The following is a 16,849-nucleotide window of genomic DNA, read 5'->3' on the forward strand; positions in this document are numbered from 1 at the left end:
GGCAGCGCGGGTAGAGTCGTGGGATTGGACCGTTTCGGCGAATCCGCCCCGGCAGGTCAACTCTTCAAAGAGTTCGGCTTTACCGTGGACAATGTCGTCGCTAATGTGGAAGCTGTGCTTTAATAAGCGCCATGTAAAAGACCTGCCGGTACGCTTGTCGCCGGTAGGTCAGTCATTAATCAATAGAGTAAGGTGGAATCATGATAAACACGCAATTGATTAAGAAGTTATTAACAGGGTTACTGTTAGCGGTGTCGGTTGCTGCGAGTGCCCAAGACTATCCCGCGGCGGATTTTCAACCGAAGGTTCTCTATAGGGATCCGGCCATTGCAGAAATATCGCAAGCCAGCTCGCCCACCGCAGCTTCGAGTAATTCCAGCGCGCCTTGCGTGCAAAAGCAAGAGGCTCCCGAGGTTGATGCAAAGTATCCTGCGGCCAATTTTCAGCCTAAGGTATTATTCAGCGCAGCGGGTTCCTAACCTTTTTTAGGCATCACCGTGAATTTGATGAACTCGTCGTTTAGACACATAACAATTATTACATTCAGGAGTATTCTCAAATGGCAAACAACAGTTTGATGAATAGCTTATTCGGCTTTTTATTCGACAAACCAGCGGAAGGCTCTAGTCGGTCGGAAGTTTATTCACGTGTCGACAACGAAGACGGTCAATTGACCGGTGTTGCCCGTTATCTGCAAAAACTTGAGCCGCCTAAGCCGGAGCTGGACGAATATGGCCAGCCGTTGACCGGGGTGGCGAAATATCTGGCCTTACAAGCGCAAATGGAAAAAGCCCGGCAAGTCGTCGAAGAGGTGGCTGTCGTGGAGCCGGTTGTCGAGGAAGAAGTAGAAGAAGAAATTGAAGAAGTTGTAGAAGACGTTATAGAAGAATTGGCCGAGAGCGAGCCGGTTGCGACAGGCGTCGATAAATATTTGACTCAACAAGAGGCAAATCCGGTTACTCGGGTAGCGAAATACCTGATCAAGCAGTCGATTCTGTCTAAAGAAGCGCCGGTAACTGGCGTTTCTAAATACATCACCAAAAATGATCGCGAAGATCATGTGGTGACCAATGTCGCTAAATATGTCATTCGGCAAAACATGCAGACTGGCTCGACGCCCTTGGTTACCGGTGTTGCCAAGTATGTACTGAAGCAAGATGTGTTGGCAAAAGAAGCGCCAATCGCAACTGGTGTGAGCAAATACGTTACCAAGCAAGCCCTGTTGGCAAAAGATGCCCCATTGATAACGGGTGTTGCTAAATATGTCGCTCAACAAGAGCGCTTATTGAAAGAGCAGGCGCCTTTGACCGGCGTTGCTAAATTTTTGGCGGAGCAGGCGGCGGCGGATAGAAAAGCGGCAGCGGTGGCTTTGATTGCACGATATGTTGCAGCGGAAGCGCTAGCCCAACAAGAAAAAGCGGAGGCCCAGTTGAATCAAGAACAAAATGCTCAGCAAGAATTGGCCGAGGAATTGGCATTTGAGGGTTCCGCAGTGGAGCGTTATCTCGCCAGACAGGCTGCGTCAGCCCAACAAGCACCAAAGCCAACCGGTGTTGCCAAATATCTGGCTAAACAGTTGCAATTGCAAAGTCAGGTGGAGCCTTTAACCGGTGTCGCCCGTTATCTTGCCAAGCAAGCAATATTGACCAGGCAGTTGCCGCCGCCTACCGGTGTCAGCAAGTATTTAGCCAAGCAAATATTAGCGCAAAAACCTGTTGCTGAATTGAGCTCGGTTAGCCGATATGTCACTAAGCATGAGTTGCTGGATAAGGATGCGAAAGAACTCACTGGTGTCGCCAAATATATGTCCAGACAGGACGTATTGGCAAAGGATGCGCCTGGCGTATCCGGCGTGGCGCGGTATATGGCAAAGCAAGCCTTGCAATCCAAGGATGAGGTTGTGGCTAGAACGACGGGTGTAGAGAAATACTTACGTAAACAAGCCTAAGGTCTAGTTGATTAAGCCGGCATCTCCGTTGGGAGGTGTCGGCTTTTTTATGTCTGCTAGTTTCAGAGCATTGATGGCTATCTGCAAGCTAGGGATTTATGCGGCGTTGCCGAATCTGTATTATCATGACTAACCACATTCAAATTATTGCAGGGATCTTGATGTCTCGATTATTGGGTTTTAGCTGGATACTGTTTTTGCCTGCTTTTGCTTTTGCGGCGGACCCGGATTCCAATGAATTGGCGCCCGTTCCGGAGCCGCCTGATTTGCCCGCTCCAGTGCAGTCCGGCGAAGAGATGGAGCCCGACATTACCATTATTCGAAAAGGCAAAGACACCATTCAAGAGTTTCGTCGCAACGGCAAGCTATACATGGTGAAAATCCAGCCGCAGGTAGGGCCAGCTTACTATATGCTGGATACTAACGGCGATGAGCAGATGGATGTGAAGAAAAATGATTTGGACGAAAATACCAATATCAACAAGTGGACTCTGTTCGAATGGGATTTCAACTGATCTTTTGAGCGAAAACAATCTATCTAATTGAGTTTATGCTGCTGATATGGCCTTTGGGATTACTCGGACACTTTTAGCAGCCAGCCGCCGTCCGCATCGCATTTGCTGACTTTTGCCTTAGCTTTTACCGAGATTCTAACGACGGTGTTTTTCAGGTCGTCAGGCAGTTTACCTTTTACCAAATAGAACGTGTCCTTGTCTTCGATTTGAACCGCGACAGGTTGCTGTTTAATGCTGACGTGAATCTGGCCGGGGCCATTGCTGCCGGAAACCGCGAACGAAAACTCCGAGCCCGGTTTGACTGTGGCTAAATGTTCAGGCATGTAACGGCTGATTTTGGCATTGAGGCATCCGCTGCCATCTCCGCCGCCCGCTCCGCCGTGACCGCCATGGCTCGGCGTGGATTGCGACCAAGCAGGATTGCCAAAACCGATAGTCAGCAATGCTGCGGCAAAAAGACGTGCGTGCATGGGTGTTCCTCATGTTCTTGTTTTAGGAAGGCGGCGATTATATGTCCTAAGTCCGCAAGTTTGAAGCACAAGCGATAAACGGTCTGACGGTATTGATTTGATATTTTTGCCGGGATTGGTTTACATTGAGCTACGGTCTGGTTTGCGTATTAACAACAATAAAAATGGGGGATAGGATGTTATTTCTGGCTAAATTATGCGGTATTTTGACCTTGGTTTGGTTTTATTTGACGGCAAAAAATCACGGCGGTCCGTTAATTAATTGGTCTGTGATTGGGCTGATAGGTTATTGGCTGACTTGGTGGTTATCCAAGATGCTGATCGTGGTGCCTTTGGCAGGTATGGTGACCAAGCATTCCGTGACTGAGTTTTTGCTTACCCAATTACCGGTGTTCGTCGCGCTGGCTGCTTGTTATCTGATCAGAAAAAAATTGATCGCTAGTTTGCCGGCCGCGGGTCAATAAATGCCCAAGAATGTGCTGATTACCGGTGCGGCAAGACGCATCGGTGCGGCTTGTGCTCGGTTATTGCATGGTGAGGGTTGTAATGTGATTTTGCATTACAACAGTTCCGATGTGGACGCTGTGCGTTTGGCTGCCGAGTTGAATGCCTTGCGAGGCGATTCGGCAAGGTTATTAAGCGCCGATTTATCGGTATTCAGCAGCGTCCAGAAGTTGGCCGCAGAAGCGCTTATTCAATGGGATGGTATTGATGTGTTGGTGAACAACGCATCCTTGTTTCAATCTGTGCCCATCGGAAAAGTTACGGAACAGGATTGGGATTTGACAACGGCTAGCAATCTGAAAGCGCCGTTCTTTTTGTCGCAAGCGTTGTGGTCGTCACTGAAAATTAAACGGGGCTGTATAGTCAATATCGCCGATATTCACGCGGAAACCGGTTTGCCCGGCTATCCGGTATACAGTATGTCTAAAGCGGGCTTGGTGGCGATGACGCGGATATTGGCCAGGGAGATGGCTCCGGAGGTTCGCGTTAATGCGGTGGCGCCGGGCGCAATTTTATGGCCGGAGCAAGACGTGGCTGAAGCGGAGCAGTTGGAAATCTTAAAAAAAGTAGCCTTGCAGCGTTGCGGCGAAGCCGACGATATTGCTAAAGCGGTAAGATTTTTGGTTGGAAATGCTGATTACATTACCGGCCAAGTGTTGACTGTGGATGGTGGGCGGGCTCTGTTTCGGTAAAGGTCTCAGAGCGTTTATTTCTCGAGTTTCGTTTGGCGCAAATCGCGTTTGTCGAAGTCGTGCCATAGATCTTTGTAACAGCGTCTGCTTATCGGGTGTGTTGCGTTCGGCGCAATCTCCGCCAATGGTTCCAATACGAAGGCGTAGCGTTCTATTTCATCGCGTGGAATTTGTAGTCTGCCGTCGCTGATAATTTGGTCTCCGTATAAAATCAAGTCCAAGTCCAGCGTTCTGGCTGAGAATTTTTGACTTTCCCTGCTGCGGCCGTGGTCCAGTTCGATTTGTTTTAGCAATTTGGCGACTTCTTTCGCGGATAATTCCGATTCGAATTGCACGACTAGGTTATGAAAGCTATCGCCGACAAAGCCTACCGGCTCGCTTTCGAAGACACTGGAAATTGTCAGTTCTCCGAACAGTTCGCTTAATGCTTGCAGGCTGGAAGGGATATGGATCTCCTTGTCTATATTGCTGCCGATGCTGATAAATCCGGTAGGCATGACTTATCTTTCGCCGCGTTCGATGATGATGCCGACGTCACGAGCGCGACTGATGGCGCCTTTTTTGTTGAGGGTGATCTTTACCCAGGGAATGGCAAATTCGCTACGTAAAATTCCGGCAATTTCTTCAATCAACTTTTCCACCAAATAAAATTCGCTGTGCTCGACAAAGTCGACAACACGGTCCGAAACGGCTTTGTAGTCCAGTGTGTGGGCAATATCGTCGCTGGCGGCAGCTTTTTGGATATCAAAGCCCATTTCGATGTCCAGGATGATTTTTTGTTTGATCTTCCTTTCCCAGTCGTAAATACCTATCACGGTATCGATTTCAAGTCCGCCTAAAAAGATGATGTCCATCGTTGCTTTCCGGTTATTATATTTCTGAGAAGCGGCAGTATCGAGTAAATGGCGCTGCTGTACAAGTATTGACGAGAGGTTGATTAAATGATTGATTGGTTGTTGGTGCCCTTGGCCTATTTAACCGGATCGGTGTCGAGCGCAATTATCGTATGTAAGATGATGGGCTTGGCAGATCCTCGGGAAAACGGTTCCGGTAATCCGGGGGCAACCAATGTTATGCGCATAGGCGGTAAAAAGGCTGCGGCGATTACCTTGGTGGGTGACGCTTTAAAAGGGCTGTTGCCGGTGTTGTTGGCGAAGGCGTTGGGTGTCGACAGTGTGGTGCTGTCCTTGGTAGTGTTTGCCGCATTTTTAGGACACCTTTATCCGATTTTTTTTGAATTTAAGGGTGGTAAAGGGGTTGCAACATCCTTGGGTGTGGCGCTCGGTGTGGCTTGGTTGTTGGGTTTGGTGGTTGCCGCTACCTGGTTCGTTGTTTACAAAATAGGCAGAATTTCGTCGTTGGCGGCTTTGGTAGCGGCAACGTTAACGCCGCTATATGTTTGGCTGATTGTTGGCGATGTCAATTTGACTGCTATCTTTACCGTTATTTCTATGATTTTGCTGTGGCGGCATAAAAGCAATATTCAGCGGCTGTTGGCTGGGCAAGAATCTTGATCAAAGGCTGATTAGCTGCTCCATCGGCCAGCGCGGACGGGCAAAAATTTCCAGATTTTGGATTTGCCCCGCCATCAAGCGCTGGCAGCCGGCGTAGGCAATCATGGCGCCGTTATCTGTGCAAAACTCAGGGCGGGGAAAGCGTATGTCGGCGCCTTCTTTTGTCGCCATCTGTTGCAATTGTCGACGAATCTCCTGGTTGGCGCTAACGCCGCCAGCTACTACCAGCGTTTTCAACTGCGTCTGCTGTAAAGCCCGTTTGCATTTGATGCTTAGCGTTTCCGCGATGGCTTGTTGAAATGCGAAAGCGATATCCGCTTTGTCCTGCTTAGTTTGCTCGGTGGCATGCAGGGCGTTCATTGTAAAGGTTTTCAGGCCGCTAAAACTAAACTCCAGTCCTGGTCTGTCAGTCATTGGTCGTGGGAATTTAAAGCGATTTTGACCGCTGCGCGCTAACTCAGCCAATTTGGGGCCGCCGGGATAGTCCAGACCTAACATCTTTGCCGTTTTGTCGAAGGCTTCGCCCGCGGCATCGTCCAGCGATTCTCCGAGTAAGCGGTATTTGCCAATCGCGCGGACTTCGATAAGCATGGTATGGCCGCCGGAAATGAGTAATGCGACGAACGGGTAAGTGGGCGGATTATCCTCCAGCATCGGCGCCAATAAATGGCCTTCCATATGGTGCACGGCGATAGCAGGTATTTGCCAGGTCCAGGCCAGGCTTTGGGCGGTGGCGGCTCCGACTAGTAGCGAACCCATCAAGCCGGGGCCGGCGGTATAAGCAATGCCTTCGATGTCTTTGGCTGTTAATTCGGCTTCTTTTAATACCGTTTTGATTAGCGGAACCAGTTTACGGATATGGTCTCTCGAGGCTAGTTCAGGAACGACGCCGCCATACTCGGCATGCGTGGCAATTTGGCTGTATAAGGTGTGCGCAATTAAGCCCTTGCTGGCGTGGTATAAGGCGACAGCCGTTTCGTCGCAAGAGCTTTCTATGCCTAAAACATACATTAGTTTTTGAATAAAAGAATTTTATGAGTATAATCGGCCGTTTTCGGCGGGCTTGCTATCGCCGATAGCGTCAAAAGATACTAACATAAATCGGATTATTGATAATGCCATCAGTTAAAGTTAAAGAGAACGAACATTTTGACATCGCGATTCGTCGCTTTAAACGTGCGTGCGAAAAGGCCGGTGTATTGGCTGAAGTACGTCGCCGCGAATTTTATGAAAAGCCAACCACCGAGCGTAAACGCAAAGGTGCTGCGGCAGTTAAACGTCATTTGAAAAAATTGGCACGCGAGCGATATGCGTTGAAAAACCTACGTCGCGGTCGTCCGCAAATTTAAGGCAGACAATGGATGCGTTAAAAAAGCGTATCACGGACGATATGAAAGCCGCGATGAAAGGCGGCGAAAAAGCTAGGCTGGGCGTGATCCGCATGATTTTGGCTGCAATTAAGCAAGTTGAAGTCGACGAACGTATCGAACTGAGCGATGAGCGAATCATCCTTGTGCTCGATAAAATGCTGAAGCAGCGGCGCGAGTCCATCAAGCAATTCCGCGATGCCAATCGCAACGATCTGGCGGAAATCGAGGAGGCTGAAGTGTTGGTTATTCAGGATTTTCTCCCGCAACCGCTTAGCGATGCTGAAATCGATGGCATGGTCGCCGATGCTATAGCTGAAGTGGGCGCTACATCGGTAAAAGACATGGGTGGTGTGATGGCTTTGCTCAAGCCGCAAATGCAAGGTAGAGCTGACATGGCGAATGTCAGTGCGAGAATCAAGGCCTGTTTTATCGCTTAATATCTTGTCGGTAACATGTCCGGCAGGATACCTCGTCAGTTTATAGATGATCTTTTGGTGCGGGTCGATATTGTCGATCTAATCGATTCGCGCGTCCCCCTTAAAAAATCCGGCAGCAATTTCACGGCGCGCTGCCCGTTTCATACCGAAAAAACTCCCAGCTTTTCAGTCAGTCGCGGTCGGCAGATTTATCATTGCTTCGGGTGCGGAGCCAGTGGTAACGCAATCGGCTTTTTGATGGAATTTAATCATCTGGGCTTTGTTGAGGCGGTTGAGGATTTGGCGGCCTTTGCCGGAGTGGATGTGCCTAGGGAGTTGATTGACGGCGAGTCTGGGCTGCCAGATAAAAAAAGTGTGGCGCATGTTTACGACGTGTTGGCGGGTGTTGCCGGATTTTATGCCGAGCAATTGCGCGGAAATTCCGAAGGTCGGAAAGCTGTAGAGTACTTAAAAACCAGGGGTGTTAGCGGAGAGGTAGCCCGTGATTTTTCCCTGGGTTATGCGCCAAATAAGTGGGATGCCTTGGTGGCGCGTTTCGATCAAGCGGATTTGATCGAGGCTGGTATGCTGGTGGTCAGGGATGATGGCAAGGTTTACGACCGCTTTCGAGGGAGATTGATGTTCCCAATTCGGGACAAACGGAAGCGGGTGGTGGGGTTTGGTGGGCGAGTGCTGGATGACTCTTTGCCCAAATACCTTAATTCGCCAGAGACTGCGGTTTTTTCTAAAAGCAAGGAGCTTTATGGGCTTTGCGAGCTTTTGGAAAAAAATAGTAAGCCCGACCGGATATTGGTTGTGGAGGGCTATATGGATGTGATTGCCTTGGCCCAGTTTGGTATTTCCAATGCGGTGGCTGCACTGGGTACTGCGACTTCGAAAGCGCAAATCGATTTATTGTTCCGATTTACTTCCGAATTGGTGTTTTGTTTCGATGGCGATAATGCCGGCAGGCAGGCGGCCTGGAAGGCTACGGATGCCGCTTTGCCTTGTTTGCGCGATGGCAGGCAAATCAAAATAATGCTGTTGCCGCAGGGGCAGGATCCGGACTCTCTGTTGCGCGAGGAAAATTCATCGGTTTTTATGGAACGAATTCGTAATGCGCAGGTCTTGTCGGATTACTTTTTCGAGAATATTGTCGGTCAATTGGAATTGACAACCGTTGAGGGGCGGTCGCAGTTGCTGGCGGCAGCGACTCCTTCGCTGGAAAAGGTTCCTGCCGGGTTTTTTCGGGAAATGATGTTTGCCCGTTTGCAAGAGTTGTCGGGTTCCAGAATTGCCGTGGATGTTGTCGAAAATCAGGCTAGACTTAAGTCTAAGTTTAATGCTGGCAAAAAAGGCATCCCATCGCCAAGAATCAGTTTGGCGCGCAAGGTCTTAGGGTTGTTGCTTCAGCACCCGCATTTTGCGAGTTTGGTTGAGCGTGAGGGGGTCATGCTTGATGATCTGAGTTTTGCCGGGGTTGAGTTGTTAAGAGAGGTTTTGCAGCGGATCGCCCTTGAAAAGCCGGAAAATAGCGCCATCTTGTTGGAATCTTTCCGGGGAACATCCCAGGAAAAAGCCGTAAAGGCTTTAGCTAGTTTAGATCTCGATGTGCCGGCGGGTGGGGAAGAGCCCGAGTTTTGCGGGGCTTTGCAACAACTTTGTAAACAGGCCAAGGAAGCTATGCTGACCCGATTGATCGAGAAGGAGAGTCGAGAAGGCTTAATGATTGAAGAAAAAGAGGTACTGCGGAAGCTTTTAAGGGATAAGGCTTAGGTGACCGCATTAATTTTTGCCGTTATAATTTCCTGTTCTGCGGCGCTTGGTGCTGAAAACGTATTGTGAGTAAAGAATGAATCAAGAACAACAGCAATCCCAACTGAAACAACTGATAGCAAAAGGTAAAGCGCAGGGTTATTTAACTTATGCGGAAGTGAACGACCATTTGCCGAGCGACATCATTGATCCCGAACAAATCGACGATATCATCGGCATGATCAATGATATGGGGATTCAGGTTTATGAGGTGGCGCCGGATGACGATGACTCGCTGATCACCTCGGATGCGGTAGTGACCGCCGATGATGATGAAGAAGTGGCTGAAGTCGCGGCTTTGGCGTCTGTCGATAGTGAGTTTGGCCGTACTACCGATCCAGTCCGCTTGTACATGCGGGAAATGGGGTCTGTGGAGCTATTGACGCGCGAGGAAGAATTAAAAATTGCGAAACGGATTGAAGAGGGCCAGCGCCAAGTCGTGGGTGCCATCGCTCGGTCCGGATTCATTGTCGAGACTTTTATCGACGCCTTTGATTCCGTTCAGGTTGAAGACTCCGGTGTGCGCCTCAACGATTTGGTGTTGGGTTTTGTCGATCTCACCGAAGTTGAGGACATAGACGTCAGCGGTATCGAGATTGAAGAGCCCGCTGAGGATGCTGAAGAAGAGAGCAAAACAGTCGATTACGAAGAGGTCAAACAAAAGGTCGATTTACTCAGAAAAGCCTTAAAAGCCGCAACAACCTCAGTTAAAAAGCATGGTTACGGCCATGATAAAACCGAAAAGTTATTCGATGCGATAGACGAAATATTTTGCGAGTTTAAATGGACGCCGCAGTATTTGAAAAAAATGGTATCCATTTCTGAAGAGTTGATTTCAGCTATTCGCGAAGAAGAGCGTTTCATATTGGATGTTTGTGTCAAGAAAGCAAAAATGCCGCGTAAGGACTTTATTAATGCGTTTGCGGAGAATGAAGCTAATCTTGAGTGGCTGGATCAGTTTATCGCTGCGAGGCCTAATTTTGCGGAGGTTTTCAGTAGTCACCGCGAGAATATTAGGGCGGCTCAGCAGCGATTGGCGGATATCGAGTCTCGCTTCGGCCTGAGCATTGCTGTCCTGAAAGGTATTTGCCGTAGTATCTCCCTAGGGGAAGCTAAGGCGAGACGCGCTAAAAAGGAAATGATCGAAGCCAATTTGCGCTTGGTTATTTCTATCGCCAAAAAATACACCAACCGCGGCTTACAGTTTCTGGATTTGATTCAGGAGGGCAATATCGGTCTGATGAAGGCTGTCGATAAATTTGAATATCGACGCGGCTACAAATTTTCTACCTACGCAACTTGGTGGATCCGTCAGGCTATTACCCGTTCCATCGCTGATCAGGCCAGAACTATTCGTATTCCGGTGCACATGATCGAGACCATTAACAAGCTGAATCGCGTCTCCAGACAGATTTTGCAAGAATTGGGGCGGGAAGCTACACCTGAAGAATTGGCCGAGCGTATGGAAATGCCCGAGGACAAAATTCGCAAAGTGCTGAAGATTGCCAAAGAGCCGATTTCAATGGAAACACCGATTGGTGACGACGAAGATTCGCACTTAGGGGATTTTATCGAAGATTCCAAGATGCTATCGCCCGTCGAATCTGCTACAATCGCCGGCCTTCGCGAGTCTACCCAGAATGTATTGGCGGGCTTGACAGCTAGAGAGGCCAAGGTGCTCCGGATGCGTTTCGGTATCAATATGAATACCGACCATACGCTGGAAGAGGTTGGTAAACAGTTTGATGTGACCCGTGAGCGGATTCGTCAGATCGAAGCGAAAGCGCTGCGGAAATTAAGACATCCGTCCAGATCAGAGCAGTTGAGATGTTTTCTTGACGGCGAGTAAGGCGTCTGCATTGTTCGTAGGCTAGATAATTAAGGGCCCTTAGCTCAGTTGGTTAGAGCTTCCGACTCATAATCGGCAGGTCGTAGGTTCAAGTCCTACAGGGCCCACCACAGATAACAGGCCGTTTGCGCGGCCTTTTTTTATATGCGCAAGTTTTAATTTTGGCGAGGGTGTAACCGTGAATAAAAACTACCTTTTTACCTCAGAGTCTGTTTCGGAAGGTCATCCGGACAAAGTCGCTGACCAAATTTCCGATGCTGTTGTTGATGCCTTATTGGCTCAAGACCCGCGTTCCAGGGTAGCCTGCGAAACCTTGGTCAAAACCGGTATGGTTGTTCTCGCTGGCGAGATTACCACCAACGCTTGGGTAGATACCGAAGAATTAGTTAGAAAGGTCGTTTGCGAAATCGGTTACGACAACGGTGAAATCGGCTTTGACGGAAACAGCTGTGCAGTGTTGAATGCCATCGGTAAACAATCGGCGGATATCGCGATGGGTGTTGATGAATCCGAAGACCACGAACAGGGAGCCGGCGACCAAGGTTTAATGTTTGGTTATGCCAGCAACGAAACCGATGTGTTAATGCCGGCCCCAATCACCTACGCGCATCGCTTGGTTGAGAGACAAGCCTTGGTGCGTAAGAATAAAACCCTGACATGGCTACGTCCAGACGCGAAAAGTCAGGTGACTTTCCGTTACGAAAACAACAAACCGGTTGCCATTGATGCGGTAGTTCTGTCTACCCAGCATTCCCCGGAAATTGGCGGCAAGCAACTGGAAGAAGCGGTAATGGATGAAATCATTCTGCCGACTTTGCCGAAAGAGTGGTTACACAAAGACACCAAATATTTCATCAACCCTACCGGCCAGTTCATCATCGGCGGGCCTGTTGGTGATTGCGGTTTGACCGGCCGGAAAATTATCGTTGATACCTACGGCGGTATGGCCCGCCATGGCGGCGGTGCGTTTTCCGGTAAGGATCCGTCAAAAGTAGACAGATCTGCGGCCTATATGGGGCGTTATGTAGCAAAAAATATCGTTGCCGCCGGCCTGGCAGAGCGTTGTGAGATCCAGGTGTCTTACGCCATTGGCGTCGCGGAACCGACTTCTATCAGCATTGAAACCTTCGGTACCGGTAAAATCGAGGAAGAACGTTTGGTGCAAATCGTGCGTGAGCATTTCGACTTGCGACCAAAAGGTTTGATTGCGCAATTGGATTTGTTAAAACCAATTTATCGCCCAACCGCCTCTTACGGCCATTTCGGTCGCAACGAAGCCAGCTTCAGCTGGGAAAAAACCGACAAAGCCGAGGCATTGAAAGATGCGGCCGGCATTTAATCAGGATCAGGAAAATATTATGAGCCAAGCCGATTACAAAGTTGCCGATTTAGCCCTAGCTGAATGGGGTCGTAAAGAAATTAATATCGCCGAAACCGAAATGCCAGGTTTGATGGCCTTACGTGCCGAGTTCGGCGCGCAACAGCCATTAAAAGGCGCACGTATCGCCGGTTGTTTGCATATGACTATTCAAACCGCGGTTTTGATAGAAACGTTGACGGCATTGGGTGCAGAAATTCGCTGGTCATCTTGCAATATTTTCTCTACGCAGGATCACGCCGCCGCCGCTATAGCTGCTGCCGGTATTCCTGTTTTTGCCTGGAAAGGAGAAACCGAGGCAGAAGCGGAATGGTGCATCGAACAAACCATCATCGGCCCGAACGGCTGGCGTCCCAATATGATTCTGGACGATGGCGGTGACCTGACGACCATGATGCACAATAACTTCCCTGAGTTGATGGCGGATGTAAAAGGCTTGTCGGAAGAAACCACAACGGGCGTATTACGTCTGACTGAAATGGTAGCAAAAGGCACGCTGAAAGTGCCGGCGTTTAATGTCAACGATTCGGTCACCAAATCCAAGTTCGATAATCTGTACGGTTGCCGCGAGTCTTTGGTCGACGGCATCAAACGTGCTACCGATGTAATGGTAGCCGGCAAAATTGCCGTGGTCTGCGGCTATGGCGATGTGGGTAAAGGTTGCGCGCAATCGCTGCGCGGTTTAGGTGCCACTGTTCTGATCACCGAGATTGACCCAATCTGCGCCTTGCAGGCGGCGATGGAAGGCTACCGCGTGGTGACCATGGACGAAGCGGCGGCTATTGCCAATATCTTCGTGACTGCTACCGGCAACGTTGGCGTCATTACTCATGATCACATGAAAGCGATGCGTGATCAGGCTATTGTTTGCAATATTGGTCATTTCGATTCGGAAATCGACATTGCGTCTTTACGCCATTACACCTGGGAAAATATCAAGCCACAGGTCGATCATGTGATCTTCCCTGACGGCAAGCGCATTATAGTGTTGGCGGAAGGTCGTCTGGTGAATTTGGGTTGCGCTACCGGTCATCCGAGCTTCGTGATGTCCAACTCGTTTTGCAACCAAGTATTGGCGCAAATGGAGCTTTGGAGCAACGCGGCTAGCTACGAAAACAAGGTCTACGTGCTGCCGAAAAAGCTCGACGAAAAAGTCGCGCGTTCGCATTTGGCGCAAATCGGCGTAAAACTGACCGAATTGACCAAAGAGCAAGCGGCTTACATTAATGTCCCAGTCGAAGGTCCTTACAAACCGGATCATTATCGCTATTAACGGTTAAGTCAATCCGACAATAAAGGGGCGCAAGCCCCTTTTTTTTATGCAAGCTATGAATAATCAAACTATCGTTCAGCGCGACCTCGCCGTACTCTGGCATCCCTGTAGTCAGATGAAAGACCACGATCCTCGGGCAACTGCGCCGGATGCGCTGCCGTTGATTCCGATCAAATCGGGCCAAGGCGTCTGGCTGGAAGATTTCGACGGTAACCGCTATCTGGATGCGATCAGTTCCTGGTGGGTAAATCTGTTCGGTCATGCCAATCCCACTATCAACCAGGCGCTACGAGAGCAGCTTGAAAAGCTCGAACATGTAATCCTCGGTGGATTTACCCATGAAGCTGCGCTAATGCTGGCGGAAAAGCTGGTGGAGATCACGCCGCCTGGCTTGGATAAATGTTTTTATGCCGATAACGGTTCGTCTGCGGTCGAAATCGCGTTAAAGATGAGTTTTCATTATTGGCGAAATCTCGGACGTACTCAAAAAACCAAATTCATCACACTGGAAAACAGCTATCACGGCGAAACTCTGGGGGCTTTGGCAGTTGGTAACGTGGCTTTATACAAGGACACCTACGCGCCGTTGTTGATGGATGTGATCACGGTAGCTGGGCCGGATTGTTACCATCGTGAAGACGGCGAAAGTTGGGAGGCCTATTCCATCCGCCGTTTTGCTGCCATGGAGCAAGCTTTGGCGCAACATGCTGACGAGGTTTGCGCGGTAATCGTTGAACCGCTGGTGCAATGCGCCGGCAGTATGCGCATGTATCATCCGGTGTATCTAAAATTACTGCGTGAAGCGTGTGATAAATACCAGGTACATTTAATCGCCGACGAGATTGCCGTAGGCTTTGGTCGCACCGGTACCTTGTTTGCTTGCGAGCAAGCGACAATCAGCCCGGATTTTATCTGCCTATCCAAAGGGCTGACCGGCGGCTATTTACCCTTATCTGCGGTCTTGACCAGCAATCAGGTCTATCAAGCCTTTTACGACGACTATCAAAATCTGACCGCGTTTTTACATTCGCATAGTTACACCGGCAATGCATTGGGATGCCGGGCGGCGCTGGCGACGCTGGGGATATTTGAGCAGCAAAATGTGATTATGAACAATCGGCATTTGGCGGGGCTTATGACCAAAGCGGTAGAGCGGTTTAAGGAGCATCCGAATGTCGCGGAAGTGCGGCAAACCGGCATGATCGTCGCGATAGAACTGGTCAAAAATAAGCAAACCCGCGAGGCTTATCCTTGGCAGCAGCGGCGCGGTTTAATAGTTTATCGCTATGCTTTGAGTCGTGGTGTGCTATTGCGGCCATTGGGGAATGTGATTTATTTCATGCCGCCTTATATTATCAATGAGCAGGAGATACAACTGATGGCAGACGTCGCCTGGCAGGGCATCCAACTGGCGGTGCAGGCCTGATGCGGGTTTCTCGTTTATATGTCGCCGCGCCGCTAAATGTTGGCGGTCGCATTGAATTAGATGATGACGCCGCCCATTACGTGCGCAGTGTGCTGCGCCTAAAACAGGATCAGAGCATCGTGCTGTTTAACGGCCAAGGCGGAGAGTATCTGGGCCGTTTCAGCGAAGTCAGCCGCAAGAGCGTTCGCGTCGAAATCGAGCAGTTTGTTGAGCATAATGTCGAATCCCCGCTGGCGATCAATCTGGGTTTGGGCATTTCTCGCGGCGACCGGATGGACTGGGCGGTACAAAAAGCCGTTGAATTAGGTGTGACGCAATTGACGCCCTTGGTAACCGAGCGTTGCGTGATCAAATTCAACGACGATAAAAAACAGCAACGCTTACAGCATTGGCAGCATATTGCCCAGCACGCCGCAGAACAATCCGGAAGAACTTGTTGCCCGTCAATCGGCGAGATTGCGAATTTAACCGATTGGGTGAGCGGACAGGAAGGATTAAGCGTGTTTCTCGATCCCTATGCCCAGCAATCCCTAGCGGACCTAAAGCCGGAAAGCGCCCGTGTCACCTTGCTCTCCGGGCCGGAAGGCGGTTTTAGCGAGCAAGAACGACAAATTGCCAAGGCAGCGGGATTTGTCCCGGTGCGTATGGGCGCACGGATCTTGCGCACCGAGACCGCAGTATTATCGGCATTGACCGCCGTGCAAACCTTGTGGGGGGATTTTCGGTGATCCGCTGGTTGGGCTATGCCTTGATGCCGTTGGTCATATTGGTCATTGCGGCCACTATTGCCAGCGTGCTGGGTTACGGTTTGTTGTGGATTGCCGGCGATATTTTGCCGTTGGCAAAAGTCATCAGCAAAATTACCCTGGTGCTGTTGCTGCTGAGTATTTTTCCGTTAAAGAACTATCTGCAATTCAGTTGGGCGGAATTGGGCTTCGCGCCTAAAGCAATGTTTTCCAAACAATTGGGCCAAGGTCTGGCGCTGGGTTTGTTGACCTTGCTGCCGGTATTATTGACGCTGTATTGGCTGGATGTGCATGTCTGGGACGATACCCGGCATTGGACAGCGGGCAAAATCGCGGAAAAAATCGGCTTGGGTTTGTTTTTTGCGATGCTGATTGCCATCGGTGAGGAAATACTATTTCGCGGCCTGCTACTGGGTGGTTTGCGCCGGAAAACGTCGATTATTGCTGCGGTGACAATTAGCTCTATCTATTATGCGGCCTTACATTTTCTAAAAAGTAAGTCGCAACTGGTTTACGCCGAGTTAACGCCGAGCAGCGGTTTAAAACTAATGGCCGAAGCGTTTGCCAACTGGTTGAACCCAGCGATACTCAGCGCCTTGCTGGCTTTATTCGTGGTAGGGGTGTTTTTAGCAATCCTCAGAAGTCGAGTCCCGCAAAGTTTGGGTTTATGTATCGGTTGTCATGCTGCTTGGGTGTGGCAAATCAAGGTGAGTAGAGATTTGTTCAATGTCAATTTGCAAGCCGATTCGCTGTTCCTGGTCAACACCTACTATGACGGCGTAGTGGGCCCTCTGGTAAGTAGCTGGTTGGTATCGGCGTTAATCGTTTATGGGTTGTGGTCCCAGCGGCAAGCTAAAGTTGGACGCGGCGATTAGACCAAAACGGGATACCAACTTGAAAAAATGATTGCCAGATACCATGGTGTTTTGCAAT

Annotated in this window: 20 protein-coding genes and 1 tRNA gene; 17 read left to right on the top strand and 4 right to left on the bottom strand. The window is 49.7% G+C overall.

The window, feature by feature from the left end; genetic code table 11:
* From A1332_RS26560 to A1332_RS18095, 4 genes are all read left to right on the top strand, one after another.
* A partial coding sequence (locus tag A1332_RS26560; RefSeq protein ID WP_419865994.1) for a transketolase-like TK C-terminal-containing protein occupies positions 1–123 on the top strand: 123 nt, incomplete at its 5' end.
* A 77-nt stretch (positions 124–200) separates the two neighbouring features.
* Positions 201–479: a hypothetical protein gene (locus A1332_RS18085; RefSeq protein ID WP_157204047.1), complete on the top strand. Its 279-nt coding sequence runs from the start codon at positions 201–203 to the stop codon at positions 477–479.
* 80 nt (positions 480–559) lie between these two features.
* Positions 560–1,948: a hypothetical protein gene (locus A1332_RS18090; protein WP_064009837.1), complete on the top strand. Its 1,389-nt coding sequence runs from the start codon at positions 560–562 to the stop codon at positions 1,946–1,948.
* 125 nt (positions 1,949–2,073) lie between these two features.
* Positions 2,074–2,463 (top strand): DUF2782 domain-containing protein, encoded by a 390-nt coding sequence (locus tag A1332_RS18095; RefSeq protein WP_082879767.1) that lies wholly within the window; start codon positions 2,074–2,076, stop codon positions 2,461–2,463.
* Between the two features lie 59 nt (positions 2,464–2,522).
* Here A1332_RS18095 and A1332_RS18100 read toward each other — a convergent pair whose 3' ends face one another.
* Positions 2,523–2,933, bottom strand: a complete 411-nt coding sequence (locus A1332_RS18100) for a hypothetical protein (RefSeq protein ID WP_064009838.1) — start codon at positions 2,931–2,933, stop codon at positions 2,523–2,525.
* 176 nt (positions 2,934–3,109) lie between these two features.
* Between A1332_RS18100 and A1332_RS18105 the strand changes: the two genes are divergently transcribed.
* Both A1332_RS18105 and A1332_RS18110 read left to right on the top strand, forming a co-directional pair.
* Positions 3,110–3,397, top strand: a complete 288-nt coding sequence (locus A1332_RS18105; protein WP_036273002.1) for a hypothetical protein — start codon at positions 3,110–3,112, stop codon at positions 3,395–3,397.
* Positions 3,398–4,129: a pteridine reductase gene (locus tag A1332_RS18110; protein ID WP_064009839.1), complete on the top strand. Its 732-nt coding sequence runs from the start codon at positions 3,398–3,400 to the stop codon at positions 4,127–4,129.
* A gap of 14 nt (positions 4,130–4,143) precedes the next feature.
* On the opposite strand, the gene folK is transcribed toward A1332_RS18110, so the two are convergent.
* Both folK and folB read right to left on the bottom strand, forming a co-directional pair.
* Positions 4,144–4,626 (bottom strand): 2-amino-4-hydroxy-6-hydroxymethyldihydropteridine diphosphokinase, encoded by a 483-nt coding sequence (gene folK, locus A1332_RS18115; protein ID WP_064009840.1) that lies wholly within the window; start codon positions 4,624–4,626, stop codon positions 4,144–4,146.
* 3 nt (positions 4,627–4,629) lie between these two features.
* Positions 4,630–4,983: a dihydroneopterin aldolase gene (folB, locus tag A1332_RS18120; RefSeq protein WP_064009841.1), complete on the bottom strand. Its 354-nt coding sequence runs from the start codon at positions 4,981–4,983 to the stop codon at positions 4,630–4,632.
* Between the two features lie 87 nt (positions 4,984–5,070).
* Between folB and plsY the strand changes: the two genes are divergently transcribed.
* Positions 5,071–5,643 (top strand): glycerol-3-phosphate 1-O-acyltransferase PlsY, encoded by a 573-nt coding sequence (plsY, locus tag A1332_RS18125; protein WP_064009842.1) that lies wholly within the window; start codon positions 5,071–5,073, stop codon positions 5,641–5,643.
* On the opposite strand, the gene tsaD is transcribed toward plsY, so the two are convergent.
* A complete protein-coding gene (gene tsaD, locus A1332_RS18130) occupies positions 5,644–6,654 on the bottom strand; it encodes a tRNA (adenosine(37)-N6)-threonylcarbamoyltransferase complex transferase subunit TsaD (RefSeq protein WP_064009843.1) in 1,011 nt (336 codons plus the stop codon).
* A gap of 104 nt (positions 6,655–6,758) precedes the next feature.
* Between tsaD and rpsU the strand changes: the two genes are divergently transcribed.
* From rpsU to A1332_RS18180, 10 genes are all read left to right on the top strand, one after another.
* Positions 6,759–6,992 carry a 30S ribosomal protein S21 gene (rpsU, locus tag A1332_RS18135; RefSeq protein WP_020483611.1) on the top strand — a complete coding sequence of 78 codons (234 nt, stop codon included), beginning with the start codon at positions 6,759–6,761 and terminating at the stop codon, positions 6,990–6,992.
* Positions 6,993–7,000: 8 nt separating this feature from the next.
* Entirely contained in the window at positions 7,001–7,450 is a 450-nt protein-coding gene (locus A1332_RS18140) for a GatB/YqeY domain-containing protein (RefSeq protein ID WP_064009844.1), read from the top strand.
* Positions 7,451–7,465: 15 nt separating this feature from the next.
* Entirely contained in the window at positions 7,466–9,205 is a 1,740-nt protein-coding gene (gene dnaG / locus A1332_RS18145; RefSeq protein ID WP_064009845.1) for a DNA primase, read from the top strand.
* A gap of 76 nt (positions 9,206–9,281) precedes the next feature.
* Complete coding sequence (gene rpoD, locus A1332_RS18150) at positions 9,282–11,093, top strand: RNA polymerase sigma factor RpoD (protein ID WP_064009846.1); 1,812 nt, start codon at positions 9,282–9,284, stop codon at positions 11,091–11,093.
* 33 nt (positions 11,094–11,126) lie between these two features.
* Positions 11,127–11,203, top strand: a tRNA-Ile gene (locus A1332_RS18155).
* 68 nt (positions 11,204–11,271) lie between these two features.
* Positions 11,272–12,432 carry a methionine adenosyltransferase gene (metK, locus tag A1332_RS18160; protein WP_026147029.1) on the top strand — a complete coding sequence of 387 codons (1,161 nt, stop codon included), beginning with the start codon at positions 11,272–11,274 and terminating at the stop codon, positions 12,430–12,432.
* Between the two features lie 19 nt (positions 12,433–12,451).
* Positions 12,452–13,744 carry an adenosylhomocysteinase gene (gene ahcY / locus A1332_RS18165; RefSeq protein WP_064009892.1) on the top strand — a complete coding sequence of 431 codons (1,293 nt, stop codon included), beginning with the start codon at positions 12,452–12,454 and terminating at the stop codon, positions 13,742–13,744.
* 55 nt (positions 13,745–13,799) lie between these two features.
* On the top strand, positions 13,800–15,170 hold the full coding sequence (locus A1332_RS18170; protein ID WP_197491507.1) for an adenosylmethionine--8-amino-7-oxononanoate transaminase: 1,371 nt from the start codon (positions 13,800–13,802) through the stop codon (positions 15,168–15,170).
* Positions 15,170–15,898, top strand: coding sequence for a 16S rRNA (uracil(1498)-N(3))-methyltransferase (locus A1332_RS18175; protein WP_064009848.1), 729 nt, complete (start codon positions 15,170–15,172; stop codon positions 15,896–15,898). The genes A1332_RS18170 and A1332_RS18175 overlap by 1 nt, the downstream gene beginning before the upstream one ends.
* The gene (locus A1332_RS18180) at positions 15,895–16,791 is read left to right on the top strand and encodes a type II CAAX prenyl endopeptidase Rce1 family protein (protein WP_064009849.1); all 897 of its coding nucleotides are present in this window, start codon (positions 15,895–15,897) and stop codon (positions 16,789–16,791) included. The genes A1332_RS18175 and A1332_RS18180 overlap by 4 nt, the downstream gene beginning before the upstream one ends.
* Positions 16,792–16,849 lie beyond the last annotated feature (58 nt).

This window comes from Methylomonas methanica (genome assembly GCF_001644035.1).
In the GTDB taxonomy this organism is placed as follows: Bacteria; Pseudomonadota; Gammaproteobacteria; order Methylococcales; family Methylomonadaceae; genus Methylomonas; species Methylomonas methanica_A.